Origin of the sequence: Haloarcula sp. CBA1131, from assembly GCF_008728975.1 — an archaeon.
Taxonomy (GTDB): Archaea; Halobacteriota; Halobacteria; order Halobacteriales; family Haloarculaceae; genus Haloarcula; species Haloarcula hispanica.
Window position 1 is genome coordinate 191,937 of record NZ_RPCY01000004.1, and the last position, 25,266, is coordinate 217,202.

Annotated in this window: 30 protein-coding genes and 2 pseudogenes; 25 read left to right on the top strand and 7 right to left on the bottom strand. The window is 56.1% G+C overall.

What is annotated here, in order from left to right:
• The first annotated feature begins 64 nt into the window (after positions 1 to 64).
• From Har1131_RS18655 to Har1131_RS22800, 5 genes and pseudogenes are all read left to right on the top strand, one after another.
• A complete protein-coding gene (locus tag Har1131_RS18655) occupies positions 65 to 772 on the top strand; it encodes a helix-turn-helix domain-containing protein (RefSeq protein WP_151148116.1) in 708 nt (235 codons plus the stop codon).
• A gap of 9 nt (positions 773 to 781) precedes the next feature.
• Positions 782 to 1,312 carry a hypothetical protein gene (locus Har1131_RS18660; RefSeq protein WP_151148119.1) on the top strand — a complete coding sequence of 177 codons (531 nt, stop codon included), beginning with the start codon at positions 782 to 784 and terminating at the stop codon, positions 1,310 to 1,312.
• A 109-nt stretch (positions 1,313 to 1,421) separates the two neighbouring features.
• Entirely contained in the window at positions 1,422 to 1,679 is a 258-nt protein-coding gene (locus tag Har1131_RS18665) for a hypothetical protein (protein WP_151148122.1), read from the top strand.
• 98 nt (positions 1,680 to 1,777) lie between these two features.
• Positions 1,778 to 2,737: an ArdC-like ssDNA-binding domain-containing protein gene (locus Har1131_RS18670; protein WP_151148125.1), complete on the top strand. Its 960-nt coding sequence runs from the start codon at positions 1,778 to 1,780 to the stop codon at positions 2,735 to 2,737.
• 75 nt (positions 2,738 to 2,812) lie between these two features.
• Positions 2,813 to 3,564 (top strand): annotated as a pseudogene (locus Har1131_RS22800) (hypothetical protein).
• Here the strand turns inward: Har1131_RS22800 and Har1131_RS18680 are convergent.
• Positions 3,529 to 4,416 (bottom strand): HNH endonuclease, encoded by an 888-nt coding sequence (locus Har1131_RS18680; RefSeq protein ID WP_151148128.1) that lies wholly within the window; start codon positions 4,414 to 4,416, stop codon positions 3,529 to 3,531. The pseudogene Har1131_RS22800 and the gene Har1131_RS18680 overlap by 36 nt on opposite strands.
• Before the next feature lie 100 nt (positions 4,417 to 4,516).
• Between Har1131_RS18680 and Har1131_RS18685 the strand changes: the two genes are divergently transcribed.
• The 13 genes from Har1131_RS18685 to Har1131_RS18740 all read left to right on the top strand — a co-directional run bounded on the left by Har1131_RS18685 (position 4,517) and on the right by Har1131_RS18740 (position 10,564).
• Positions 4,517 to 5,458 (top strand): DUF6610 family protein, encoded by a 942-nt coding sequence (locus tag Har1131_RS18685; protein ID WP_151148131.1) that lies wholly within the window; start codon positions 4,517 to 4,519, stop codon positions 5,456 to 5,458.
• A 55-nt stretch (positions 5,459 to 5,513) separates the two neighbouring features.
• On the top strand, positions 5,514 to 6,359 hold the full coding sequence (locus Har1131_RS18690) for a DUF6884 domain-containing protein (RefSeq protein ID WP_151148133.1): 846 nt from the start codon (positions 5,514 to 5,516) through the stop codon (positions 6,357 to 6,359).
• A 101-nt stretch (positions 6,360 to 6,460) separates the two neighbouring features.
• Positions 6,461 to 6,925 carry a hypothetical protein gene (locus Har1131_RS18695; RefSeq protein ID WP_151148136.1) on the top strand — a complete coding sequence of 155 codons (465 nt, stop codon included), beginning with the start codon at positions 6,461 to 6,463 and terminating at the stop codon, positions 6,923 to 6,925.
• Between the two features lie 38 nt (positions 6,926 to 6,963).
• A complete protein-coding gene (locus Har1131_RS18700; RefSeq protein ID WP_151148139.1) occupies positions 6,964 to 7,722 on the top strand; it encodes a hypothetical protein in 759 nt (252 codons plus the stop codon).
• The gene (locus Har1131_RS18705; protein WP_151148142.1) at positions 7,719 to 8,246 is read left to right on the top strand and encodes a hypothetical protein; all 528 of its coding nucleotides are present in this window, start codon (positions 7,719 to 7,721) and stop codon (positions 8,244 to 8,246) included. Before Har1131_RS18700 ends, Har1131_RS18705 begins: the two co-directional genes overlap by 4 nt.
• Before the next feature lie 141 nt (positions 8,247 to 8,387).
• Positions 8,388 to 8,528: a hypothetical protein gene (locus Har1131_RS21970; protein ID WP_191907515.1), complete on the top strand. Its 141-nt coding sequence runs from the start codon at positions 8,388 to 8,390 to the stop codon at positions 8,526 to 8,528.
• A 158-nt stretch (positions 8,529 to 8,686) separates the two neighbouring features.
• Complete coding sequence (locus Har1131_RS18710) at positions 8,687 to 8,977, top strand: hypothetical protein (RefSeq protein ID WP_151148144.1); 291 nt, start codon at positions 8,687 to 8,689, stop codon at positions 8,975 to 8,977.
• Positions 8,974 to 9,288 (top strand): hypothetical protein, encoded by a 315-nt coding sequence (locus Har1131_RS18715; RefSeq protein WP_151148147.1) that lies wholly within the window; start codon positions 8,974 to 8,976, stop codon positions 9,286 to 9,288. Before Har1131_RS18710 ends, Har1131_RS18715 begins: the two co-directional genes overlap by 4 nt.
• Positions 9,279 to 9,485: a hypothetical protein gene (locus tag Har1131_RS18720; RefSeq protein ID WP_151148150.1), complete on the top strand. Its 207-nt coding sequence runs from the start codon at positions 9,279 to 9,281 to the stop codon at positions 9,483 to 9,485. Before Har1131_RS18715 ends, Har1131_RS18720 begins: the two co-directional genes overlap by 10 nt.
• A complete protein-coding gene (locus Har1131_RS18725; protein WP_151148154.1) occupies positions 9,482 to 9,721 on the top strand; it encodes a hypothetical protein in 240 nt (79 codons plus the stop codon). Before Har1131_RS18720 ends, Har1131_RS18725 begins: the two co-directional genes overlap by 4 nt.
• A 57-nt stretch (positions 9,722 to 9,778) precedes the next feature.
• Positions 9,779 to 9,982 (top strand): hypothetical protein, encoded by a 204-nt coding sequence (locus Har1131_RS18730; protein ID WP_151148157.1) that lies wholly within the window; start codon positions 9,779 to 9,781, stop codon positions 9,980 to 9,982.
• Entirely contained in the window at positions 9,975 to 10,190 is a 216-nt protein-coding gene (locus Har1131_RS18735) for a hypothetical protein (RefSeq protein ID WP_151148160.1), read from the top strand. The genes Har1131_RS18730 and Har1131_RS18735 overlap by 8 nt, the downstream gene beginning before the upstream one ends.
• 167 nt (positions 10,191 to 10,357) lie before the next feature.
• Complete coding sequence (locus tag Har1131_RS18740) at positions 10,358 to 10,564, top strand: hypothetical protein (protein WP_151148163.1); 207 nt, start codon at positions 10,358 to 10,360, stop codon at positions 10,562 to 10,564.
• Between the two features lie 100 nt (positions 10,565 to 10,664).
• Here Har1131_RS18740 and Har1131_RS18745 read toward each other — a convergent pair whose 3' ends face one another.
• Positions 10,665 to 11,939 (bottom strand): PQQ-binding-like beta-propeller repeat protein, encoded by a 1,275-nt coding sequence (locus Har1131_RS18745; RefSeq protein ID WP_151148165.1) that lies wholly within the window; start codon positions 11,937 to 11,939, stop codon positions 10,665 to 10,667.
• Between the two features lie 555 nt (positions 11,940 to 12,494).
• Here Har1131_RS18745 and Har1131_RS18755 point away from each other — a divergent pair.
• From Har1131_RS18755 to Har1131_RS18775, 5 genes are all read left to right on the top strand, one after another.
• Positions 12,495 to 13,181: a hypothetical protein gene (locus Har1131_RS18755; protein ID WP_151148169.1), complete on the top strand. Its 687-nt coding sequence runs from the start codon at positions 12,495 to 12,497 to the stop codon at positions 13,179 to 13,181.
• 57 nt (positions 13,182 to 13,238) lie between these two features.
• A complete protein-coding gene (locus Har1131_RS18760; RefSeq protein ID WP_151148171.1) occupies positions 13,239 to 14,138 on the top strand; it encodes a transcription initiation factor IIB family protein in 900 nt (299 codons plus the stop codon).
• Between the two features lie 52 nt (positions 14,139 to 14,190).
• A complete protein-coding gene (locus Har1131_RS18765; protein ID WP_151148173.1) occupies positions 14,191 to 14,628 on the top strand; it encodes a hypothetical protein in 438 nt (145 codons plus the stop codon).
• Positions 14,629 to 15,003: 375 nt separating this feature from the next.
• Positions 15,004 to 15,831: an N-6 DNA methylase gene (locus tag Har1131_RS18770; protein WP_151148175.1), complete on the top strand. Its 828-nt coding sequence runs from the start codon at positions 15,004 to 15,006 to the stop codon at positions 15,829 to 15,831.
• Between the two features lie 63 nt (positions 15,832 to 15,894).
• The gene (locus tag Har1131_RS18775) at positions 15,895 to 16,152 is read left to right on the top strand and encodes a hypothetical protein (protein WP_151148177.1); all 258 of its coding nucleotides are present in this window, start codon (positions 15,895 to 15,897) and stop codon (positions 16,150 to 16,152) included.
• A 598-nt stretch (positions 16,153 to 16,750) separates the two neighbouring features.
• On the opposite strand, the pseudogene Har1131_RS18780 reads toward Har1131_RS18775, so the two are convergent.
• The 3 genes and pseudogenes from Har1131_RS18780 to Har1131_RS18785 form a co-directional block, all read right to left on the bottom strand.
• A pseudogene (locus Har1131_RS18780) lies at positions 16,751 to 18,711 on the bottom strand (archaea-specific SMC-related protein).
• A gap of 590 nt (positions 18,712 to 19,301) precedes the next feature.
• Complete coding sequence (locus Har1131_RS22320) at positions 19,302 to 19,553, bottom strand: IclR family transcriptional regulator C-terminal domain-containing protein (RefSeq protein WP_225308233.1); 252 nt, start codon at positions 19,551 to 19,553, stop codon at positions 19,302 to 19,304.
• A complete protein-coding gene (locus Har1131_RS18785) occupies positions 19,442 to 20,065 on the bottom strand; it encodes an IclR family transcriptional regulator (RefSeq protein WP_225308186.1) in 624 nt (207 codons plus the stop codon). The genes Har1131_RS22320 and Har1131_RS18785 overlap by 112 nt, the downstream gene beginning before the upstream one ends.
• A 255-nt stretch (positions 20,066 to 20,320) precedes the next feature.
• On the opposite strand from Har1131_RS18785, the gene Har1131_RS18790 reads away from it, so the two are divergent.
• Together Har1131_RS18790 and Har1131_RS18795 are read left to right on the top strand one after the other, a co-directional pair.
• The gene (locus Har1131_RS18790; protein ID WP_151148179.1) at positions 20,321 to 21,298 is read left to right on the top strand and encodes a TIGR03557 family F420-dependent LLM class oxidoreductase; all 978 of its coding nucleotides are present in this window, start codon (positions 20,321 to 20,323) and stop codon (positions 21,296 to 21,298) included.
• Positions 21,299 to 21,375: 77 nt separating this feature from the next.
• The gene (locus tag Har1131_RS18795; RefSeq protein ID WP_151148181.1) at positions 21,376 to 23,115 is read left to right on the top strand and encodes a thiamine pyrophosphate-binding protein; all 1,740 of its coding nucleotides are present in this window, start codon (positions 21,376 to 21,378) and stop codon (positions 23,113 to 23,115) included.
• A gap of 93 nt (positions 23,116 to 23,208) precedes the next feature.
• On the opposite strand, the gene iolM is transcribed toward Har1131_RS18795, so the two are convergent.
• Together iolM and Har1131_RS18805 are read right to left on the bottom strand one after the other, a co-directional pair.
• Entirely contained in the window at positions 23,209 to 24,363 is a 1,155-nt protein-coding gene (gene iolM, locus Har1131_RS18800; protein ID WP_151148183.1) for a scyllo-inosose 3-dehydrogenase, read from the bottom strand.
• An 83-nt stretch (positions 24,364 to 24,446) separates the two neighbouring features.
• Positions 24,447 to 25,232: an SDR family NAD(P)-dependent oxidoreductase gene (locus Har1131_RS18805; RefSeq protein WP_151148185.1), complete on the bottom strand. Its 786-nt coding sequence runs from the start codon at positions 25,230 to 25,232 to the stop codon at positions 24,447 to 24,449.
• Positions 25,233 to 25,266 lie beyond the last annotated feature (34 nt).

Sequence of the window (25,266 nt, forward strand, 5' to 3'; positions counted from 1 at the left end):
CGACATTCCAGTTGCTGACAACTGTGGCGATAGTCTGAAGTTCATGGACTACGAACTAACTAGTATGCCCTCTGATCACAATCACGTTCGTCCGGATGGCGGGATTGACGCGTTGGATCCGCCACCGATGGATGTGATGGACGAAGAGACGCTCAAGCCAGAGACACTAGCCCAGAACGCTGCTCGGCTCGAAACCATTGTCCAACTACTCAACCACCCGGCATTGGCTCGCGTCTACGTCTACGTGTGTTACTGGGGACCGGTTGCTCCACCGGAGATCATGGACGCACTCGATCTCTCGAAATCAACCACCTATGAGTACGTCGATCAGTTGGTTGATCTCGACTTGGTTGACCGCGATGATTCGACGCGCCCTCAGCAGCTGACTGCTGATCCAGTCATCATCGTTGAGCAGTACGTCCCGATTGTTATCACACCGACCGTTCTCCACGCTCTTGCGCTTCAAGAAGTCGACGAAGACGTTGAGTACTTCATGGACCGCTACGGTATCGGAAAACTCATTGCCGCATTACGGGGTGCTGGACTCCACTTCGCGGGCAAGACAACTCAACGGATGGTCGCCACTGATATCGACGTTCGCGAGACAGAAGCGATGATGATCATCTACGCGCTCAAACCGGCACTGGCTGTCGGTCAGGAGCATGACCCGTTCTTCGAGTATCTCTTCCCAGACGTACATGACACAATGAATCTCCCTGACCTTGACGAGATATCTAGTGCCCCGGCCCGCACGTCGGACCCCGATAGGTGAGTTTCTCAGATGGGAACCGACATACCATTCGCTGCTGACCAGGACGTCCTCGTCGACGCAAACATATTCTATGCGATTGGCCGTCCCCCGAACCCTCAGTATCGACGATTTCGGAGTGCAATTCAGAACGCCGGCGTTATCTGTAAACTCCCACAGCGCGTGATCGGTGAACTCGGTGGACCAAAGACGGACCGCGTCCAAACAGCACTCAACGAAGGCTGGGCAACGATCATAGAGGCACCATCCCCGACGGATGGAGACGCTGTCGCTGCGAGTGATATCGCCAGACGAACCATTGCCAACGAAACCGAGCAAGTCGAACACGAGGTGGAGAAAACCGATGCGATTCTCGCCGGGTTAGCTATCCAGTACGTCAGAGACCGAGAAACGACAGGTGTTGTCGTACTCACAGACGATAAGCCAGCCAAGAAGGGGATCGAGAAGGCAGTCCGGGCGCAGGGGTATACGGACTCAATCGCGGTCTACGGATTGGCGGATATCATCGGCGACGATCCCGGCGATTCCATGCGTCTGATCTAGTGGTTTTGCGGAAACGGTGGTGTGTCCTAACCAACAGCGACCGCCATACTTCGCAGTTGTTGGTTAGCTCCAGTTTTGTGTATCCCCGGTCGAGTGAGGGATTTCCTCTATGGACCAGACCGTTCCAGACTACGAGCGCTTCGAGCGCGAACAGATCGCACAGGACCGCGACCGACGGCGTCCCGATACTGTCGAGATCGATGAGCCACGAGGCCGCGAGGTGGTCACCAGTCTGCTTGACGAGGGCGTGGTAAAGCCAATTCCAGAACAAGAAGTCTTGCAGCACGTTCCATCAGGGCAGTGTTTTAACTCCGACATGGCGCTGGTGTACTTCCACAAAGGGTGGGAGGCTAGAGACGAGGAGTAGCCAGCTCACTACTCTCTCGCCTGAACCACACAGTCGATTTTCTGTCCCCCAGTGGAGGTGCGGGGGCGTGCCCCAGAGCACGTCCCGAAGATAGACCAATGTCAATGATACAGTCAGACACTCCAGAACAGTCCAGCCAGCAAAGCACCTGCACCTTCGCCGAGTCCGATTCCCGGGACGAGGAGATGCACGACCAACTCGATGCGTGGGTCGAAGACCTTGCCGACCTCACCGATGAAGCGCAGGCCAGCGAACAATTCCAGCAGTGGCTCGATGTGCAGTCGAAGTTCCACGATTACTCAGCGCGAAACACGCTGTTGATCAAGCTCCAGTGTCCTGAAGCAACCCGAGTTGCGGGGTACAATACGTGGCAGAACGAGTTCGACCGCTATGTCCAGAAGGGCGAGGATGCCATCTGGATCTGGGCCCCCATCATCACGAAAAAATGTCCGGAGTGCGGGAACTCGCCGTCGTATCACGAGAACACTGATTGCGAGTACGATGAAACGGACCCCGAGCAGTGGTGTCGAGGACTGGTCGGGTTCCGGCCAACGTCGGTGTTCGATATTTCCCAGACTGAGGGCGAGTCGCTTCCCGAACTAGAGACAGAAGCTCACGGTGACTCAGATGGACTCGTCGAGGACCTGTTTGACGCGACCGACGAGATCGGTGTCGACGCGAGAATCGTTGCTCCGGAAGAGTGGGAGCATGGCTCTGCACGGGGCGTCTGCCAGCGCCGAAGCGTGACGACCACGAATCCGATGGTCGAAGCGGTTGACCGGGAGAATCGGGCCGCCCTTGCAAGTACACTGATTCATGAGTTCGCACACGCCGAGCTTCACTTCGATATCGAGGATGAGACAGAGCGCTCAAAGCGTGAAGTCGAGGCCGAGGCAGTTGCCTACGTGGTCAGTCGTCACTTCGGGCTGGACCCCGACAATTCGGCGTTCTACCTCGCGGCGTGGGACGGCGACGCACCAGAGACGCTGCGGGACCGGCTGGACCGAATCTCATCGACTGCGGCGGGTCTGATCGACGCCGTCGAAGGCGACAGCTGAGCAGTCGATCGTGCTTTTCCAGCCGTGCTTGAGAGCAGTGTTTTGTGACTCCCCTGGTGGGCGAGGGAGTCGAATATGCGTTCCACAGCAGCGTCAGGTGGCAGTCCTGTCGGACAGTTCTTGAGTGTCTTAGGAGATTTGCGTGACCAGATCGGAGGGCCGTACTACCTCGGGGATGTCAACGGCCGGTTGGACTGGCCCGACCGAGGAGTGTACTTTTTCTTCTCGCCAGCAAGCGACCTTCGGGCAACGACAGCGGTCGACTGGCGACTCTCGCGGATCGGCACCGTCGGCATCAGTACCGGTTCGTCGAACACGCTCTGGAACCGACTCCGGCAGCACCGAGGCAATGTTCGAGGGAAGTACGCCGGCGGTGGCTACCATGTGGCTCAATCTTCCGTCTCCACGTCGGACGGGCACTGATCGAGAAGCACGGCTGGCACGACGAGTTTCCCCACTGGGGCGAACCGAATCCCGACGCTGAGACGACCGCTGTTCGCGAGCAGGAACATGAACTCGAACAGATTGTGTCGACGTACATCCGGGATCTGCCGTTTCTGTGGGTTGATGTCCCGGGCAAGCCCGGACCAGAGTGCGACAGAGCCGAGATTGAGTCAAACGCTATCGCGATGGTGTCGAGGTATCGTCGATCCGCAGGGCCGTCGGATCTCGATTGGCTTGGATACCACTCGCCGAAATCCGAGGTGTATCAGTCTGGACTGTGGAACGTGCGGCACGTTTCTGACTCGTTCGACCCTTCGGTCGTGGACCAGTTGTCGGCGTATATCTCCTCAACGGAAGCGCTGGACCACCAGTCGCGGATCTGAGGGCAGGTTCCGCAGCGAGAACTCAGTACGCTCGGCTACGAGTCCGTAGTCAACCCCAGCCAGTGGCGCAACCACGGGAATCCACCCCAGTACTGATATGAGCGGCTCCACTGAGAAGGCCTGCCAAATTCCAACGTACATCAAAACAACACAGACGGACGCAATGGCTGTCGACAGCCGCCATCGGACTCCAGTCACGAGCCCGGCCAGCGGGAGGCCGTAGAACACCACGTCACCCACAAGCGAGGGCAAGGGAATGGCGACAGCAATCGCACAGAGATATCCCAGAAACATCGCTGTGCCTCCTACCGACGCGACGAATAGCCGTCGCCATCCAGCACGCTCGTCGGTGTCATTCTGGTCGGACTGCTCGTCGCTTTCCTCGGCCGTCGTGGTGACTGCAAGGGGACTCCTCGACTGTGTCTGAATGTGGCTGGGCTCCGAACGAGGGACATCGCGAGACTGCCCGTTGGCCTCAGTTTCTTCTCCCTCGACTTCCTCGGTGATCGGGACCTCGCTCTGCAACGCAAGGACCCTATGGGTGTCCTTTTCGGGACTGCTTGCTGGCTCTTGTTTCACTGACTCTGGCAGGTCCAGGCGTCCCGTCTGCTGGATCTCGATTTCGCAGAACGAGCACACTGTCAGGAGGTTCGTGGTCTTGTTTGTCCCGCCATTCTCGGCGGGGATTCGTCGCACGACTTCCAAATCCTCTGAAGGGAACTGGGTTTCACAGTTGGTGCAAGTATTGTTGTCCAACTGCTTTCTGAAGACGACCCTGTGCCCCCAGTCTGGTGGGTAGTCGCCCCGGTAGCTGTCAGGGTCGTCGTACTGCGATTCGATACCTTCCTTCATTCTGATCAACACTTCTTCCCGTCTCCGTATTTAAGCCGCGGGGTCGTTTTTTGCCGCGCCTGCCAGCTGGGCGCGCCGGTAGGTGCGCTCGGTGCTTTCCATGTCTTCTGAGGCTCGACACTCTTGGTCAGCGGCGGCTGTCGGCGATGCACAGCAGGCTGAGTATATCGGGTTCCTTCACCGGGAGCCGTTCGTAATCGATGCTTACCGGCTTGGATTTTCCGTCGGCGTTCGCGAGGACTACTCGTATCAATCCAAACTGCGGAACGTCGACGTCCCGATTGAGATTCTAGACAACGACTTTTGGAATCCTGACTTGGACCGGTACATTGAGCGCTTCGAGCGATGCGAGCCGTCGGTCGGGATGCTCGGCGACGCATACGACCGGCAAGAAGCGCGCCAGTACAACCAAGCCGCACGGGAACTGAAACGGAAGTTTCCAGGGACAGAGGTCATCATCGTCCCGAAGTGCCACGAAGCAATCGACGTGATCGACGAAGACATAATCTTGGGATACCCGATGGGATATTCTGACCAGACTGCCGACGAGTACACGGACATCGTGGACTGGCGAGGGCGGCGCGTGCATCTATTGGGGGCAAGTCCCACGAAGCAGTATCCGGTAATCGAGGAACTAACACAGCCGCGTGTGACCGGAGAGGAGCCAGCCGATATCGTTGGCGTCGACTGGAACGGGGTTCATCTGGCGGCGCTTCACGGGGAGTACTTCTCACCACATGGCTACGGCAATGCAGACCACCTTTCGATTCGGGAGACGGTTCGAGAGAGCTTGCGACACATCCGGTCATACTGGAAATCGCGGGGGGTGTGGCCCACCGTTGAGAAAGACCGGACCCCGCTAACAGCGGAACCGATGGACCCTGTTTGGGCTGCTGACGGTTCGAGAGCGACTATGAATGGCCTTGAGGATGCGATTGTCGTTGAGTACGAGAACGGACAGACGCTCGCGTACCGGAGTCAACACGAGCGAGACAGGGTGGAATACCGGGCAGGTCTCACTCCCAGTGAAGTTCACGGCTAGAGCCGAACGTGTCGTCTCAGAGGTTTTGTGACTCCCCATAGGGAGAGGGAGACAGATGACTACTACACAGACTGAGCGAACTCGTGGCCGCTTCGTACTCATCGGATGCGGCGACGCGAAAACCGACGATCCAGCTGAGGCTCGCAACCTCTACACATCGTCATATTTCGCAGTCAAGCGAACGTATGCTGAGGCGGCTGTCCAGTGGGCTCGAACCGCTGACCGGCGAGCGAACACTTGGGCGGTTCTCTCTGCAGAACACGGGATCTTGATGCCTCGGCAGACGGTCGCCCCGTACGATGCGACCATCGAGGACCTGCGCGGTGAACCCGTCGAAGGAGAAGCCAATTATCGGCTGCCGTCAGGCGACCGAGTTGAGAGTCGACTAGATCAGTGGGCGCTCCGTGTCCACTCATCGCTAGGCGATTGGCTCCGGCGACCCTATGCTGCCGATCAACAGGAGTCCCCCTGTCGGGAGTTGGTCGTTCTGGCCGGCAGCGACTACGTCGACGCGCTACGTGAGCGCGGTATCTTCGGCGGTCGACCAACTGCGATTCGGACCGGGCGAGAGACCTACACTGCTCTTCCCCCGAAAGCGACAGTCCGCTTCCCCTTCCAGGAGCGGGACTTCGACGGGATGTTCGACCAGATGAGTTGGCTCTCAGACCGGGCCGAAGAACTCTCGTCGGCAGCGGCTCCAGCCCGACGATCAGAACTCTCGGCCTTTGACGGGGGCTTCGAGCGTGACTCTGCTACGTGGCAAACAGGGCACAGTGGCGTCGACGTCGAGGGGACTGAGCAGGCAGGGCTGGATGCATTCGAGAACGTCCCTGAGCGGTTCCTTGCCACGAGACAGACGAGTCTCGCGACCGACGGCGGGGTCGGTCAAAAAGATGGATAACACGCAAACTCACGATCTCGACTCTCTTAACCAACACCCATCGGTTCTGTTGGTTAATACGCTGAGTCTGGCGATTTTCTGTTCCTCTGGTGGCTGAGAGGATGACAGAACCAACCTCCGAAGTCCGTGATGGATCAGCCACGAACAGTAACGAATCGACCGTCGACGAGCAACCGATTCCAGTCGTCAAGCCTCCCTCGCCATTTGTCTGGCAAGATGAAGTGGTCCCTGCGTTCGATGGGTCTCTCACTGTACGTCCAGAGTCTGCCCGGTATCCGATAGCCGCACAGGTTGTCGACGGTGCTGAGTATCTTGTCGCAACAGCCCGAGAAACGTTCACTCCCCCAACTGACTACCAGTTCCAGTCGTGGGACATACTCCAGTCTGGTCGCCTTGCCCTCCGGTCAGGCGACCCGCAGTTTCCGCCAGCTGACGTGAGCCGTGCAATCGCAACGCTTGCGAAGCATCCTGCGTACCAGCCTGAGCGGTTCACGATCTTCTACAGGGGATGCAAACCAGTGTATATCGAAGGTCCAGACGCCGGCATTGTGATCACCCCGTGGTGACTCGATAGCAGTTTTGTGGTCCTCTGGAGGGTGAGAGGATGTCCACACACTCAGCGTCGAAGTCGTTCCAGCATCGCACGCCAGCAGACACGGGGGAGTGTTCCTGTCCGATACACGCCGATGGCGACCCGTTCACGGCACCCCTCGGGATTCGGTTTGCCGATCATGTCGCCGTCGAACCAATCGACAGAGAGACTGCGGCCGCCGTCTACGAGGCGCATCACTCATACATGGGGTCACTGCCGTCGGTCAATCTCGCCCATCACGGGCTGTACTTTCAGGACTCGCTAGTCGGGGCCATCACCTACCGCTACCCGCTCATCTCGAAGAAGCGAATCCGGTACGGCGTCGACGGCCAGCTCTGTCCCGAGCCTGTCGAGATCGACAGTCTTCCAGTGGAGATTCGAGCGACTGCCCGGCGGGTGCTTCCGTCGACGGACACACCAGTCGTTGATAGTGAGGTGATTTCTGGCGACTCGCTCGTCGAGGCCGCGCGGATTTGTCTGGGCGTTCGGATGCCGAACCTCGCCTCGGCAGCGCTGGCCCGCTCACAGGAGCGATTCTTGCAGGCTGACGACCGTGACACTCGCTTCTTGTTGACGTGGGTTCGCTCGGATTATAATGGAGCGATGGTCCGGGCGCTGAAAGACAAGGGCTGGACCTGTACGGGCTACCGTGAACCAGGGCAGGCAAGCAACCGCGAGGACAAGCCGATTCGTGAGCGCTACAAGTGGCGCTTTCTCTGCCCCGTGAACACTGCTCGCGAACAATCAACACTTGCACGGTGGTCTCAATGACCGACGTCCAGCCCGAGGCAACCGCTGAGTGCTGTGGATTCTGTGGAGATAGGGCTGATATCTCCGGCGAGGCGTACACGTATGTCCGGTGGCCCGACGAGGTCGACCGAGAAGACGGCGTGTTCCGGTTCACGATTTGCCGGGAGTGTGCGCTTCAGGACCGCGACAACGTCGAGCAGGCCGCTTCGCTCTTCCACGAGGTAGATCGGGACTATCTCCTTACCTGTGATGTCTGTGGGGCTGTTGGTTGTCAGTCTGCCAGTACTCGCCGGCCAGCAGCGGAGACATATCGGCTCGCGAGTGTCATCTCCTGGTCGGTGAACATCAACGGTTTCGACGGGGCGACGCACTCTTGCATTGAGTGCAGTCCCATCATGACGGTCAACTGTGTGAAACGTCCCGACCGGACATACGACGATGAAGTGTCGTGTCTCCTCGAACCGCCGTTTGACTCAGGTGGGAAGACAGCAGACGATTCTCCGACAGACAGTACGCAGGTCGGGATCGGCGGGTGGATTGGATAGCTGACAATAGTTCCACGAAACCGGTGGGTCTGATCCGCTGATGAGCAGTACAGTGGAGGCAGTTCTTGTTATTTGGGTCGAATGCATAGTAGAGGGACCCCAGATATTATTATATTGGAGCCTGACTCGTCAAGTACATTGGTGTCAAACAGACTGAAAGAAGCGATAAAACAGATTCGAATTGTCAAGGAAGACGTAGACGACCCCGAAGTGTCTGGGGAGTTGGAGCAGGCACTGGAAGCGCTTCAAAACGCGGTAGAGTCACTCGAAGACGATAATTGATCCGTATCATCAAATGGTTTTGACTGGATAGGCCATGTTCAATTCCCAGACTTATTGAGCAGACACTTCAGCCAGCACAGTGAGTAAAAAACTCCAGTCACAGCGGCAGCGAGCCCCAATTTTGTGTTCCTCTGGCGGGTGAGAGGATGTCTCGAAATATGTCCTGCCATCGTTCGGAAGACCTGTCGCAGCCAACTACCTCGCGGTTCGTCGAGTCCATCGCGACAACTGTTCGAGGGCGGCCCGACAGCGCCGATGTTGAGGCAGTCGTCCTTCGTGCGGTGGCCCGGCGCTCAGACAGCATTGCTCTCCCGGACGTACTCGAACTTCGCTCGCTCCTAAACGTCAACGGTGAGCAGGCAGACACGCTAAAAGAACGAGTCACGAGTATCATCAGCGCCATCGAAGCTGAACTCGCTGGCTGGGACCGACGGGAGGTCGCTGCATGAACGCAGCAGGAACGGCCACCTTGGGCGACTTCGGCGCTGGTGGCCCACGCTCGGATGTGCTGATTGACACACAGAGCGCGGCACAAGAGGCCGCTGCCGGCGAGTGGGAATTTCTCGCCGCTGGCAACGACACGATCGGCTGGCACATCCCCAACACTGGATCCACAGTCCTGCTCAAACACAGTGACGGTGGCTGGACGCTCGAACGAGCGACTAAACTGGTCGGGACGCGAAACACACTCGATGCTGGGCTGGAGCTTGCCAACTCATACATGGCAGACAGACCGGAGGGAGCCTCGACATGGCGATGATCGAGCGCGAGCAGTGGCGTCGCGAGGAACGCCACCGTGTTCCGGCAGCACTGGCACTCGCCCGGTTCTGGCAGTCGGTTGCGCCATACAAAATCGGCTTCTGGGAGGCCGTCGACGAGACGCTTTTAGCTGATTATCCCGACTGTCGGTACAGGCGCAGGACGACACTCGATGACTTCCGGGAGGAGGATACATGAGCGACACTTCTGACCCAATTCTTGATACACTCCCTCCAGAGCGGCTATTGGAAGCCGACCATTTCCAGCCAATCGTCGCAGGCATCAATTGTATGCACTCAATCGAGACGATCCAGCAGTATCTCGCCTACGAGAATCAGTACAAGAATCGGACGCCAGTGCAGTCTCGTCTTCGAGAGCGGGCACGCGAGATTCGTCGCGATGAGCGTGAGGCCGAGGGGCAAGTCGTCGTGTAATTTCTGTGCCCCAACAGGGTGAGGGGCGTCCCGCTAAGGACGTGCCGCATACCGATAATGAGTGCAAACAAGACAGACAAAACGGCTGTACAGCAGTACGACAACTACCCCGATCCCGATGCCATCATTCACTTTGGCGATGTCTCGGAGGAACTGGTCGAGTTAGTCGTGGAAACGCTGGAGACTTCCGAGTTCCTGTCGACCTCTCGCGTCGACCTGCCCGAAACGACACTATTCGTCGAGGAGGTCACAGATGAGTGACGACCACCTGTTCATCGTTGTTGAGGGCGTCGGGCCAGCAGACTTTCCTGAGAACGAGGCGAGTTCCACCAAGCAAGACGAGGCCATTGCTCTCGCGAACGATATCCATGACCTGATTCGTGAGGAGTACGGCAAAGAGGAGATCGAGGGCGTCATCCCGGTAGTCAACCCCGACGCAAACGAACAGATGCAGGCGACCGAACTCTAACCGAGCGCCGAGAAGGCAGTTTCTTTAGCCTCGGTACTGGCTGGAACGCCCGCTCAGTACGTGTGCGAACTGAACGCACGGAGTCCTTGACCCCTCATTAATTGGAAAGACAAATATCAGTGAAAACTGCGTGTGTTTATCCGTGTCTTGATAGTATACTAGATCTAATGAGAAAGAGCAAAACACCAGCCATTGCGGCTCGTAGCGACCTTCCCTCTGCCAATGAGGATGTAGCGAAACTCCGTCTTGAGCTACATCATCACTCGCTCGAAGAATTAGAAGAAACAGGGTTAGTCAGGCTGGATAGACAAGAACAGACCGTCAAGGAAGGCCCAAAATTCAACGACAAAAAAGCAAGAATTAGTCTGTACTGACCGGACAGCGGCTTGTATAAGAAGTCGTCATTGTAGATGTAGCTACATCTCAGTCTTGAGTAGCTGAATACACTACACAGTAGGTATGCTTACCAAGCGGTCACTGTTCCAGGAGTGCGTATAGAGTATTTCCACTGCTGATATAGATTCGCCTATCGGCTACCGCTGGCGAGGCATATATCCGAGATCCCAGCTGAGAGTCCCATTCTCTATCACCAGTATATGTTTCAAGTGCGTGTAGATCTCCCTCCGCAGTTGCGAGATAGACACTTTCATCGACTACCACTGGAGACACCGGTATGGGTGAATTTAGAGGCTTGTCCCAGCGTTGGTCGCCGGTATCCTGGCTTATTGCGTACACATTCCTTGTAGTGGTATCGTGGTAGCTGCCGATATAGACCGAATCCTCGGTCACTGCCGGCGAACCCCATACTGGTCCACCGGTATCAAAGGACCACTGTTGGCTTCCAGTTTCGATGTCTACTGCATATACATTTCCATCACCACATCCAAAATAGACAGTCCCGTCTCCGATGGCAGGTGCTGATCTTATATAACTCTCAGTTTCCACGGACCACTGTTGGTCCCCGCTAGCAGCATCCACAGCATAGATATGATAGTCCAGACTTCCGAAGAACACCGTACCGTCAACTACTGCTGGTGAGGCTGTGATATCTCCGTCAGTATTGAATGACCATTGTTGCTTTCCGGTCGTGGCATCTATCGCATAGAGTGCAGCATCATCACTACCGATATAAACCGTGCCATCCACAACAACTGGGTTCGTCGTTATCGAGTCATCCGTACTGAACGACCATTCTTCACTGCCCGTAGTTGCATCAAGGGCATACATCGTGGTGTCGCTACTCCCTACATAGACTGTCCCATTTACCACCGCTGGGGATGAAGTTACAGAACTACCTGTACTGTAAACCCATTGTTCCTCACCAGTAGCGGCATTCACCGCATAGAGGTTCTCATCGTTACTACCCACATAGACAGTCCCGTTCATAACGGCCGGCGAGGAATGTATCTCCTCGTTTGTTTCGAACGCCCAAGACTCAGTGATCTCTCCAGAAGGACCAGATTCTGTAGTAACTCCACTGTTGGCCTGATCAAACTGAAACATTGGCCAACCGCTGATTTCTGGTTTTATTTCGGTCTCAGTCTCGGTTTCTGTTTCGGTCTCAGTCTCTGTTTCCGTCCCAGACTTCGGAGTTTCAGTTTGTGTTCTTGTTTCTGTAGTTGTGTCGTCTGGGCTGGGGGTCTCTTCAGCTGTGGAGGGAGCGTTATCTTCGGACAGACAACCACTCAGACTTCCAGCACTCACTAATCCAAGATCACGAAGCCATTCACGACGTGTCCTTTGTGCCATGTACTTTCCAGTTAATTATTGTTTTAGTTAATACTACCCGTCTTATTACTCATTGATATTCTGAGAGTACTCAGTAGATCATCTATACTCACTGGATGGCGACTTGTCTGAGAAGTCGTTATTGAAGTTGTAGCTTCGTCTCAGCCTTGGAGTATCGAATACGCCGGCCAGTAGATGTGCTTACTTATCAACAGATGACCTTGATTCGGAGGTGGTTCTCTCACGTAATGCTTGGGTCTTTCCCCTGCTATAGAGCCAGAATAGGACGAGTAGCGTCAGAGGGAACAATACAATAGCGATGATGGCAAGAGGGGGAAAGAGGAGGAATAGAGCAAATGTTTTCCATGAAACGATAGTGTCACGCGGCATAACTGAACTTCAGGTCAAGGGAGTATCTGTCTTGTGGAACTTCACAAAAGTGAGCTTCCGTACCTTCCCTGAACTGACCACTCCTGTCCGAGAATAGAATCACCCTTTAACAGACTCTAGTCGCCGAATTTTCTGCGCCCCAGCGGGGTGAGGGACGTCCCACAGAGGGCGTTCCGCCTATCATTCATGGCTACCACAGAATCCCATAGCGATGCCGGCAGCATCGACGAGAGTGAACTGGAGAAGGCTGGCCCGAACAGCCGTATTATTCGGGCGCTGACCGAAGTGATGACCGTGTTAGACTCGATTGGTCGAGCACGAAACGCCGACGGCCTCTTCCTAGTCAACTCCGGGTCTGGCTCAGAGTATCTTGTCGACACTCGGACAGGGAGTTGTGAGTGCAAGTGGAAACAGTACAACCCCGGCAAGGAGTGTAAACACCAGAAGCGAGTCGCCTTCGCGACCGGCGAGCGACCCATCCCGCAGTGGGTTGACGACGCCGCTCTCGACGACCAGTTCGGATTGCACGTTGACGGCGAACCACCGAAAGCAGTCGCTGACGGCGGGGTCATGCAGGTTCGGTTCGACGATGACAGTGTCACGGACCCCAAAGAGGACCCCTTGGCTGTCTCTTCTGAGGATGAACCGCGTACGAAACGAGCGAAGCAGGAAGATATCGACGTTTCCTTCCTCGCAAAGCCCGGCCGCTACGAGGTCCATTCGGCGTCGGACAGTCGGTACGAGGTGGATGTGCTTGAGGAGACGTGCAGTTGTCCCGATGTCGCCGAGCGATGCAAGCACCGTCGCCGGGTCGAGATCGAGATTAAAGCCCAGCGAGTTCCACGTCCGGATGGAAAACTGCCAGACGCCTAACCGGGCGCTACAGCGTGTTTTGTGCCCCTCCGGTCAGGTGAGAGGATGTCTCGAAATATGTCTTCACAAACTGTCCAGACAGCGTTGTCTGCAGCTACGCCGGACTGTCCCGAGTGTGGCGGCACGCTCGATTGCAGTGGCCGAGAAACGCACTGTAAGAACTGTGGCCTGGTGACCGACCAAGACCAGATCGACCGCAGGCCAGCGTGGCGAACGTACGATCAGGAGGAACAGCAGCGGACGGGCGCGCCCCGAACAGCCACTCGCCACGACCGAGGCCTGTCGACGAACATCGGAAGCGTCGATAGTGCAGATATTTCCCCGAGACGGCGTCGACGGCTTGCTCGCCAGCGGTGGCTTCACGGTCGGGCAAAGTTCGATAGCAAGCGCGACCGGAATCTTGCCCATGGATTCGGTGAAATCCGACGCATTGCGAGTGCGCTATCTGAGAGCAACGCGGTGAAAGAGCAGGCATCCACGCTCTTCCGGGAAGCCCAAGACAAGAACCTCCTAATCGGGCGCTCAATCGAGGGCGGTGCAGCGGCCGCTGTGTATGCTGCCTGCCGGTGCAACGGCCTCGTGACGATGGAGACGGTAGCCGACGTTGCCCGGTGTTCCGACTCCCACATCTGGAACTGCTACCGGACGTTCCTGACCGAACTTGACCTTCCGATTCCAGTGTCGCTCCCGGTGGACTGGGTGACACGGATTTGTTCAGACCTCCCCTTCGACATTGCTCCGAACATTCGCAAGCGGGCACTCGAACTGGCAGAGCAGGCAACCGAGTCCGCCGAAATCAACGGGCGACCAGACGGTATCGCAGCCGGCGCTCTTTACCTTGCTGGCCGGGAGTCAGATACCCGACTCACACAAGCGAAAATAAGTGAGACAGTGGATTTGCATACAAAGACGATCCGTCTGTGGTTCCAGCATATCGAGAAGCACATGGTTGAGTGACCTCTCGTGACGGGCTGTTTTGTGCTTCTCGGGTAGCTGAGAGAAATCCAAAATGAGCAGTGGCTATCGACGTGGAAAGCATGGATCGAAAGAGCGAAAGTGGCGTTGGACAGACAAAACCACGAATCAATTGCTGCCCCAATCATGGGCTGACAACGGTCGTATAGAATCTGCTGATGACGATGAGGTCAAACTGTATGCCATTCAGTGGCGGGCTGGTCTCCTGCTTGAATGGGTAGTTGATACCCGAACTGGCACATTGCTGGAAGGGCCACTCAGCGAGCAGCCGGGGATTCGTGTTCTATATGTCACTGCTGACGGTGAGCAAGCTCTCGTCCAAGAGTGGGAAGCACGGGAGACAGAGGGCAACTGGAAGCCTCCGAAAGAGTTCGTCAGCATCGTTGCGACGCATCCCGATGAAATTGACGCTGTTCAGGACTCCACTCAGGACTACTACTGTCGCTCAGTTGAGGGCCTCTACAATCTATAGCAGATGTTGTGAATACGGATTCATTACTTGTGAAGGCGATTGAAACAGCTGCTCGGTAGGCCTGCGTACCGCTCATCTGATTCAAACTACCCTAGTTGAAAATAACACCCCATGAAGGGTTGTATGATACTGTGTATTAGTCTTGAAAAAATCCGTGTTCTTCTTCAAAATGGTCGCAGATACGCTCAATATCCGGTTGGTTCCATTCTTGTCCACAGAGATTACACTGTGCCATATTGAAGGAAGTAGGACGCTTGTCTTAGAATTTTTGATGGACCCTATGTTGATGTATTGACCAGATTAAGCAACGAGTAGAACTCTGGAGTGACGATAACTGGTCGGCTCGATTTGTGACTCTCTGGTGGCTGAGAGAGCATGGCTTCTCCACAGCTTGACGTCGACGGGATTGTTGAAACGCTTGAGCAGATTCGCCAGCGCGGGCACAGCGCCCACACCGTGTTTCGAGACTGGGTCAAACTCATGTTATTCGCGCTTCAGAACCGAGACGATCCATATCTGGAAATCGTCGATAACTATCGTGAGCGCGGTGATATGGACCATCCACATGGGCAGCGGTCCGTCGACCTCTTCTCTAAAGCGTTCGGCCAGCTGCAAGAACGGATGGCAGTCACCAGTGCTGACTTTCTGGGTGCGGTCTACGAGGAGTATGGAATGTCGAGCGATGCCTTCGGCCAGCACTTTACGCCACACACTGTCTGCGAGACAATGGCTGAGATCGCCGGTGTTGTAAACGAAAGTAGCGGTACCGAGGACCGGCAGACTGTTCTTGACCCGACCTGTGGGAGCGGTCGTATGCTACTGGTCGCTGGTCGAAAGCAACCAGACGCGCTCTTTGTCGGGCAAGACAAGGACCCATTATGTGCCCGAATGACGGCGCTGAACTGTTGTTTCTTGAATCTGGACGCCTACATCATTCAGGGAGACTCACTGACTGTTGAGTTCCAGCGAGCGTGGCAGACCTCTCATTCCTCGCTGGGTGGGAGCGTTCGCGAGCTAGACGACGAGGAGGGTTCCGAGCTTCACGAGTGGGTGACTGCCGTGTTCGAGAACACGTTCAAGGGAGGCGACCAGCTCAGTCCAACGCAGGGGACAGACATGGGCTCGGAAGATCGAACACCTGCCGTTGCGACGTCTGTCCAGAGCGAACAGGCCAGTCTGGGTGCGTTCGATAACGGCAACTGACGGCTGTTTTGTGTGCCCCAAGCGGGTGAGGGGCGCTCCAGTGAGAGCGTCCTGAGAAAAACTATGTCATTAGAAACAAACGACGAGCCAGCAGCGGCTTCAGGCGCGGTTGAAACGGTTGAACGAACAGATATCGGGAGTAGTATGGAAGCCCGGTTAAAACGAGGAACCGGAACACGAGACGAAGACAGCGTGACAATCAAGGCGAAAGGGAGGACTGCTGAGGAGACGATTGAGGAGTTCTACAAGCTCTTAGTGGAGTATGAAGCAGAAGTCAGTGGGCGACTTCGGGATATTCAGCCTGGGGAAGACGACGAATAGACCCTACGTTTTCACTCTTTCCCCGTGCAAGAGTAGGTGCGGTCGTCGAGGAGATCGGTTTTGAGATTAACACCATGGACGGTCTCGATCTCGGTATACGTACTAACAGCAGGTCCGAAATTCACGATATTTCACCGTAGAGATCGAGGACACGTCTTCATTGCCGTTGCTCTCGATGATAAGGTAGAAATTTGACCAACACACAGGTCAAATAGGGTGTTTGTGTTGGTTAGCTGGTGAACACCGTCGATAGTGATAACGAATCATTCGAGTATTGATACGTAGGCCAGAAAATTGATAGCTGAGAAGAGACGAGTCCAATCACAGACACCCCTCTGAATCCACTTTCGGTGTCTGTGTACCCACCCCCACCCCAACCCCATTCGGTGCCGCCATTCTCCGGCACTTTCACCTGCACGCCGATAGACCTGGCTATAACCTACATGTGGCCAATAGGACTACTATGGAAGCGCCATCTGAGGGACTCAGCGACCCGTCAGTCTGTGATGAAAGGTAGATCGTCTAGGTCGATACCGAGTGCAAAGTGCGTGGGTATCTCGACGACGATATGAAAGCTTGTGAGCAGTATGAGCCGACCTTAGATAGCAGTCACCCGAGTAACGTCATCGTCGAGTGCCTGTGCATCTTCAGGGAGCAAGGCGACCACGAGATACGCAGCGTAGTCTTCAAAGTAGTCGACGAGCTGGGCGATGCGGTCTGAATCGATCGCTTCCAGTGAATCCACTAGCATGAATGGTACTGTCTCGTGAAGGTCGTGGACGAGATAGCCTGCCAGTGCGAAGATCAGTCCCGTGACCTCGCGCTCACTCTCGCTCAGATGTTCAATCGTATCTTCGTAGGCGGCTCCATTTTCTGTTGTCCTGACGACAGGGAGGTTGAACACTGTCTTCTCGACTTTCCGTCGCCCCTCACGCACTGTCTGCTCGACACGTTCGATCCAGATCCGGTCGAGGTTCTCGTAGTCCAGAATCTCCAGCATCGCCTCCATGTGTTCGTTGAACTCCTCAACCGCCTCGGCTTCGATCTGGTCGATCTTTGTCCGTTCATCGGTCAACTGGTCACCCAACTCCTCGCGTTCTTTTCGGAGGTGTTCGGCACGGTCCAGCATTTCCTCGATCTCTTCGATTTCCTCGGAGACGCCTTCGAGATCTGATTCGAGGCTGTCGATTTCGAACTCGAGTTGATTGGCTTCTTTGTGAAGCGAGAGCACCTCGTCGAAGTCCTCCGATTCAAGATCGTCGACCTCGGCTTCGAGTGATTCGACGTCATCAGTGAGTGCCTTGTGTTCGGATTTGAGCGATTCAAGTTGGTCTTCGCGGCTCTCAAGTTCAGTTTCGATGTCTGCGAGGTTGCGCTCGATTCCCTACGCCGGTTCTGCTGTTGTGTGGCCTCGCGCTGAGTGGTTTTCAGATTATCAAGTTCAGATTTGACCTCGTTAAGTTCCTGCATTAAGCCCTACCGGCGTTCTCGGAGACGGTCGACAGTGTCCTTGATCTGGTCGCGTTTGACCATTGAACCACACGTCCAACAGGTGATGTCGTCGTCATCGTCTGCAAGTAGCTCGTCAGTTGGCGAATCGCTCGACTCGGACTGATTGGCCTCGTCGAGCGTCTCGAGTACCTCGTAGTCCTCTTCTGCCAGTCGTTCTTCGTTGTACTGGATGAGACTCTGGAGGTCCGATATTTGAGTGTTCAGCGTTTGACGCGTTTCTCGGAGCTGTTCGATTTCGGTTTCGAGATGTTGGTGATCTCCCATCGGCGTCTCGGGCAGCTCCGCAAGATCGGCTTCGAGGTCACTTCGCTCCTGTTTGAGTGACGTGATACTCTCGGTTTGGGTCTCGATCTGGCGGCGCGTCGATTCAAGCTCTGAGCGCGTTGAGCGGAGTTCGTCGAGCTTTGCTTCTAACTCTTCCTGCCCCTGCCGGCCTGTCTCGATATCACGGTTACTTTTCTCTATTTCTTCTTCTTTCTCCTCAAGCTCATCTTTTTTATCCTGAATCTGGTCCTGTATCTGTGTTCGTCGTTGTTCAAGTTCAGGAATATCTGTTTTTCTATCCTCAATAGTGGTTAGTTTATCATTTATATCATCCTTTCTCTCTTCTAATTCGCGGATTCTATTTTTAATATCGCCGACATCGACAGGGCGCATGATAATCTCGCGAAGGTCGTCACCACGAGCGACAGACTGTCGCGCTTCGTTGATTTCGAGGAGGAACGCGAAGAGTTCCGCGACTTCGGAATCGTCGAGGTAGCCGTCGCCATCAAAGGTGACCGAATTACCTGCGCGGGTGAGCGTTCGTTCGTAGGTCTCGCCGTTGAGGTTGAGTTTAACATATCCGTCCTCGGCGTCACCTTTGAGTGTCGCCTGATTGCTCCCTATGGCAGCCATGATTGATTGGAGGAACGACGTTCGGTTAGTCGCATTTTTGCCTGTCAGAACGGTCACGCCTGGGGGAATCGAAACCTGGGTACTGTCGATACCGCCGATATTCTTGACTTCAAACTCCGCTGTTTCAGACACGGATTCGGAGGTTGCCATAAACTAATTAGTTACTCCAGCTATAAAAATCCTCTATCTGCTCGCCTAATTTCTTAGCTGGACTGTATGATAGAGATGAAAATTATCGCCATATTAAGTCACACCATCATAAAAAGTAAATAAAATAAACATCAATCCTTTACAAGCTGTCATCAGATTACTTGAGAGTCTCCAGTTCTATCCTGCTAAGTCCTCAGTAATGGGTAAGCCACGCTAAGCCCGGACAGAACTGTCGCAGTCGTAATAGTCAGCCACTGATCTTACAGCGTTAACACCCACAAAAAGACGTCTTCAACCAGTAACAAGCGGTAGAACCAATTGTCAGGTGATCGGCCCGGAGTCTCTGACACGGAGATCAGTAGATCATCATCGACTCTGCACGATTGTTACCTACAGTCACATATTCTTCGTTGCAAAGATGCTTGAGGGGTGCAGCAGTAACAAGAAGACCGAGATGGCGTCGAAATATGAGATAACCGGTTCTTACAATAACAGTGGTACAGTCGTTATTCAATCCCAGAGAACCTCGCCATTGGATCAGAGGGCTCAGTTTGTGTCAGACCGTACGTTCGCAGTATCCAAACAGGGGGTTAGGAGAACTGGGAATTGATTTCAATCACGTTCGCTGACCGCGTAACCATACTGGGCAACTCTTCCTCGTATACTTCGCCTTCGAATCGACTCGCGGGGCCAGAGATACTGATAGCACCGATTATTTCATTTTTCGTCGTCACCGGTGCAGCGACACAGCGGAGCCCCTGGATTTTCTCTTCCCGATCGAAGGCGTACCCACGCTCGCGGATCTCTTCGAGTTCATCGAAGAGAGCCTCCCTAGTCGTAATTGTGTTTTCAGTATACTTCGGAAGGCCGTGGCGATCAATGATCTCATTGACGCGCGGGCCGACATATGTGCTAGCATCGCTTTGCCAAGGGAGAGACAGTGCATGTACTCCCGTTTTCCCGGTGACGATGCCGACTGGACCGCGTTTTCCCCGGCGCTTTTGTAAATGTATACGGCCTGACCGTGTTCGGGCATTGCGAACTGAGCTAGCTCGCCACAGGACGCCGAGAGATCGTCGAGTTCCTCGGTGACGACATCGTATATCTGTAGTCGATCCCGGACCGTCTCACCGAGTTCGAGATGACGAAGGCTCAGCCGGTACGTCTCGTCCTTCTTGATCACATACTCGTTTTTATATAGTGTGGACATGTGTCCGTGAATCGTTCCTTTAGACCGGTCGAGCTCGTCAGCGATTTCAGTGATTCCAGCACCGTCTCGTTCTAACAGAAATTCAATGATATCGAGCGTCGTTTGGACCGCTTCGACCGTTCGAGACTCGTCCTGGGTTGGCATACCTTTCTATTGCCTCGGCCTTGTCTTAAACCTGTTCGTGAGCTGCGAACATATTTCGGTGTTCGGAAGAACCGAACTCCTTTCGGTGCACATTTGCCTGGAACCGCGAATTCTGTCTATGAACTAAGACCTCGGATTTTCTCTTGTGACGGATGTTTGAGAGAGACGAACGGACTTGGTATCATCGACAGACAACCGTCAAACAGCTAGCATGGGGAAACTGATATTACCAAGAACACACAAGCGGAAGATACCATGGTCGCAATCGATTACATGGCCCATCAGGAGCAGTACAGCCCGTCGGAGCTTCTGGAGTACTCCGAGCTCGCGTCGGATAACGGATTCGACTTCATCTGGACATCAGACCACTTCCATCCGTGGTTCCACACCGATGCGGAAGCGGGCTTCGCATGGTCCTGGCTCGGGGCTGCGACTGAGCGGGTCGACATCCCCATTGGAACGTGTGTCACACCCGCAGGCAAACATTATCATCCGGCGATGATGGCACAGGCGTTCGCAACAATCCAAGAAATGCACGACGAACGGGTCGTCCTTGGGCTCTCTACTGGGGAAGCAATGAACGAGAAACCATTGGGCCATGAATGGCCTGAGTATTCTGTCCGACGGGACCGCCTCGAAGAAACATTGGAGATCATCCACGGGCTGTACGACTCGGACGACTTCTTCAGCTACGAGGGCAATCATTACGAGGTCGACGACGCGAAACTGTACACGATGCCTGAGGAGCGTCCAGAGATCCATCTGGCCGCAAACGGTCCGAGCACGGCATCGCTGACCAGCGAGTACGGTGACGGTTTCATCACTGTCAAGAAAGGTGAGGAATACACAGACCGCCTGTATCCGGCAATCCGTCGCTACACCGAAGAAGAGGGTCGAGACCCGGACAGTATCGAGACGACGCTGCTGGTGATTGCCTCCTACGACGAGGACTTCGAGCAAGCCCGGGCCGCCACACGACCGTGGTGGGCGACGACCCAGAACGTCTTCGACCGGGCGATGGCGAATCCGAAAGAGATCGAACAGGAAGGTGAGAAAGCCACCGAAGAGGAAATCGAGGCGAAGTTCCTCATCGCCGACGATCCGTCGACTATCGCCGCCCAGTTGGAGGAGTACGCCGAGATGGGATTTGACCGCATCGCGCTTGGCAATACGAGCCCCGATCCGGCGCGGTTCTTCGAAGTGATGGGTGACGAGGTCATTCCCACGCTGTAGGCATGCTGACTCTCGGGTAAAGGCGTGACACGTGTGGGGGAACGTTTAATAAATCCCGCGTGCACGTTCTTGATGAGATGCCAAGACTGAACGGTGGCGAAATTATCGCCAGATATCTCGAAAAGGAGGGCGTCGAGTACCTCGTGGGCATTCCGGGCCACGGGAGCACGAACCTGCTGGACGCCTTCAACGAATCCGAGGTAGAGGTTATCCAACCACGACACGAACAGGGTGCAACACACCTGGCTGACGGGTACGCACGCGCGAGTGGTAATCCACTCGCTGTATTCACGTCCATCGGTCCGGGTGCGACGAACACCGTCACTGGAGCGGCGACGGCCTACGTCGACTCTATTCCGATGATCATATTCACTGGTGCACCCCAGACCCACGAGTACGGCGAGGGGATTCTCCAAGAGATTGAGCGCCAGAAGCCAGGGGATTTCCCAAGTGTAATGGAGCCAGTGACGAAGAAGAGTTTCGTCGTCGACGATGTTGAACGGCTCCCACGCGTCCTCCGTCGTGCCTTCCAGACGGCGCTGTCCGGTCGCCCCGGCCCTGTCCATATCGACGTGCCGATGGACGTACAGGGCGCGGCCGCGGACGTGGAACTCCCAGAACCGACTAAGCACCGACCCCACAGCCGACCCGGTGGTGACCCCGACACAGTCTCGGACGCCGCGGACCTGCTGGCCGAGGCTGACCGCCCCGTCATCGTCCCTGGCGGCGGCACAATGATCGCAGAGGCCTGGGACGAGGTCCAGGAACTTGCTGAACACCTCCAGGCCCCCGTCATTCCGACGTTCCAGTCGCGGGGCATCATCCCGGAGGACCACGACCTATTCGTCGGATACGCGGGCTGGATCGGCTCGACGGCCGGTAACGAACTCGCCTCCAATGCCGACGTGATTCTCGCCGTTGGCTGTCGGTTCACCGACATGCATACCTCTTCCTTTGAGGAAGGCGTGAGCTTTGAGATCCCGCCGAGCAAGCTGGTTCACGTCGATATCGACCCACAGGAGATCGGGAAGAACTACCCGGTCGAGGTTGGGATACAGGGCGACGCGAAGGTCGTCACTCGCCAGATCTCGGACGCGGTTCAGGACCGAGTCGCCCCCGTCTCCACGGAGGACAACGAATACTACGACGAGATCCAGGAACTGTGGGAAGACTGGCAGGCGCAGGTCGACGAGCGCTGGGAGAACGACGACGTGCCGATGAGTATTTCTCGCGTGGCCAGGGCGGTCCGCGAGGTACTCCCGCGGGACGGCAGCATCGTTACCAGCGCTGGCCAGCCCCAGGAGACGATCAACCCCGAGTTCCCGGTGTACGAACCGCGGACGAACATCTCCTGTGGCGGCTTCTCGACGATGGGCTGGGGCGTCTCGGCCGCTATCGGCGCGAAGCTCGCGAACCCCGAGCGGACGGTCGTCGACTTCGAGGGCGACGGCAGTTTCCTCATGTGTAACCAGGAAGTCGCTTGTGCCGTCGAACACGACATCGACGTGAACTACGTCGTCGTCAACAACAACGGCTGGAAGTCCATCCGGAACCTGCAAGTGAACAAGTACGGCTGGGACCGGGTCATCGACACAGAGTTCGATGATGAAACGATGGTCGACTTCATGGATATGGCCGAGTCGTTCAACGTCGGCTTCACCGAGCGCGTTGTCAAGCCCGAGAACCTCGCAGGAGTTCTGGAAGAAGCGTTCGCTTACGACGGCCCCTCGTTCGTCGAAGCCGTCGTCGAACCGGACAACGCGGACTCCGGTGCGATCATCACCGGCAAATGGGACCTCGCGGACCTGGAAGAGTAACCGCGACCGGCTCTTTTCTGGACACCGAACGAGTCTAAGACGCAACTGGCACTTTTGGAAGCAAATCGACTACGAAAAACTGTGAGTCCGCCGCTATACTTCGATGAGGACCTTGCCGTCCACGCGCTTACGGGCCTGCGCGACAGCTTCGTCGGCGTTCTCGAGGTCGAACGTCGACGTGACGATCGGGAGATTGTCCAGTCGGCCACTCGCCATCAATCGAATGGTCCGCGGATACACCTGTTGGCCGGTGTGTCCCTCGGAGCCGTAGATCTGGGCGCTCGACCCCTGGTATTTCCGGAGTGCGATATCGGGGTCGCTGCCAGCGTTGCTGATGTGGACGACGTTGGCCTGCTCGGCCAGTGTGTTCTCGATGACCGGGTAGGTCGCGCCGACTGCGCCGCTGGTCTCGACGTGTACGTCCGCACCCTCGCCGCCGGTCACTTCGTTGATTTTCGCCGCGGGGTCAGTCTCGATTGGGTTGTAGACGTGATCGAACCCGAGTTCGTTTGCAATTTCGCGGCGCTCGTCAGAGGGCTCGAACGCGATGACCTTGCCCGCGCCTGCCGCACGCGAGACGTTCATGCCGGTCAGGCCGATGGGTCCGACGCCGTGGTAGACGTGGTAGTCACCGGGCCAGATACCCTCGGCCCGCCCGAACAGCCCGTAGAACGAGATCGTGCTGGGTTCGATTGTCGCTGCGGCCCGATATAGTTCATCTTCGTCGTCGTACTGCTCGGAGAGCTCGGAGACGCCCCAGAGAATCTTCTCCGGGACGGTGACGTACTCAGCGAACGCGCCGTCGAGCGTGAAGCCGATCTGTTCGAAATTCTCGCAGTGGCCGTGAAAGCCCTGGCGACACATCTGGCAGCGGCCACAGTAGTCCGTGACCTCAGCAGTTACTGGATCGCCAGCCTCGAATAAATCCGCGTCGTCGCCGGTCTCGACCACCTCGCCGGAAAATTCGTGGCCGATAACGTTCGGGAGCTGCGTGTACGCCGAATAGTGCATGTAGCCGTCGTCGTCGGTCTCGGTCATGGCGGCGTCGCTGCCGCAAATGCCGGCGTACTTGACACGGACGAGCACCTCGTCTTCGTCCGGTTCAGGTCTTTCTCGCTCCTCGACACGCAGTTCGGGGTTCTGCCAGACGCTGGCGCTGTTCATCGCGCGGTGTTGCTCTTGTTCGTCCTCGGACAGGTCGTAGCTTGTTTTCGGATTCCACTCCGCATCGAGCACTAAGGCACGCATAGTATACCAATGAGACTACCGGGTCATAATTGTACTGGGTTATCGATCAAATGACACCCGCTACCGGCGCTATGGCAACGCCATCAGAACGTCTGCCACCCGCCGTCGACGTAGACGGTTTCGCCGGTCACGTAGCCCGCTTGGTCGCTGGCCAGAAACAGGACCACCGGGGCGATGTCCGACGGGTAGCCCGGTCGATCTAATGGAATGGGCTTTACCAAGTCACCGGCCGCGACGGAGTCCTCCTTCTGTTCCGCTCCGGACCCGAACTCGGTCGCGATGTGTCCCGGCGCGACTGCGTTGACACGAATGTCCTCGTCGGCGAGTTCGATCGCTGCGCCCTGGGTTATCATCTTGATCGCCCCTTTCGTGGAGTCGTAGGGGATCTGATCGGCCTGAGCGTGTGTCGAACTGATCGACGCCGTGTTGACGATGGTTCCGCCTGCATCCCTGTCTCGCATGTCCGCCGCAGCCGCCTGACAGCCGAAGAAGACCCCGCCCGTGTTGATACTGTGAATCCGGTCGAAGGTCTCTTCGTCGACCGAAAACAGGTCGCCCCGGGTGAACCACCCGGCGTTGTTCACCATCACGTCGACACCGCCGAACTCACGGGCTGCCTCGACAACCGATTCGATGTCCGTTCGTGATGAGACATCAGTCTCGACGTAGTGGGCTGTTCCGCCGTCGGCCTCGATGGCTTCATGGGTCGGTTCAGTCGCACCTGCATCCTTTGGCTCCGGCGTGATGTCGGCGTTGATTACCGTCGCCCCCGCGGCACCGAACGCCATCGCGATGGCACGCCCGATTCCGGAGCTTCCGCCGGTAACAATCACTGTCTCGTCGTCGTACTCGTACGTAACAGACCCCATACTCCTCCTTGTGATTGGAACAGTAAGAGTGGTA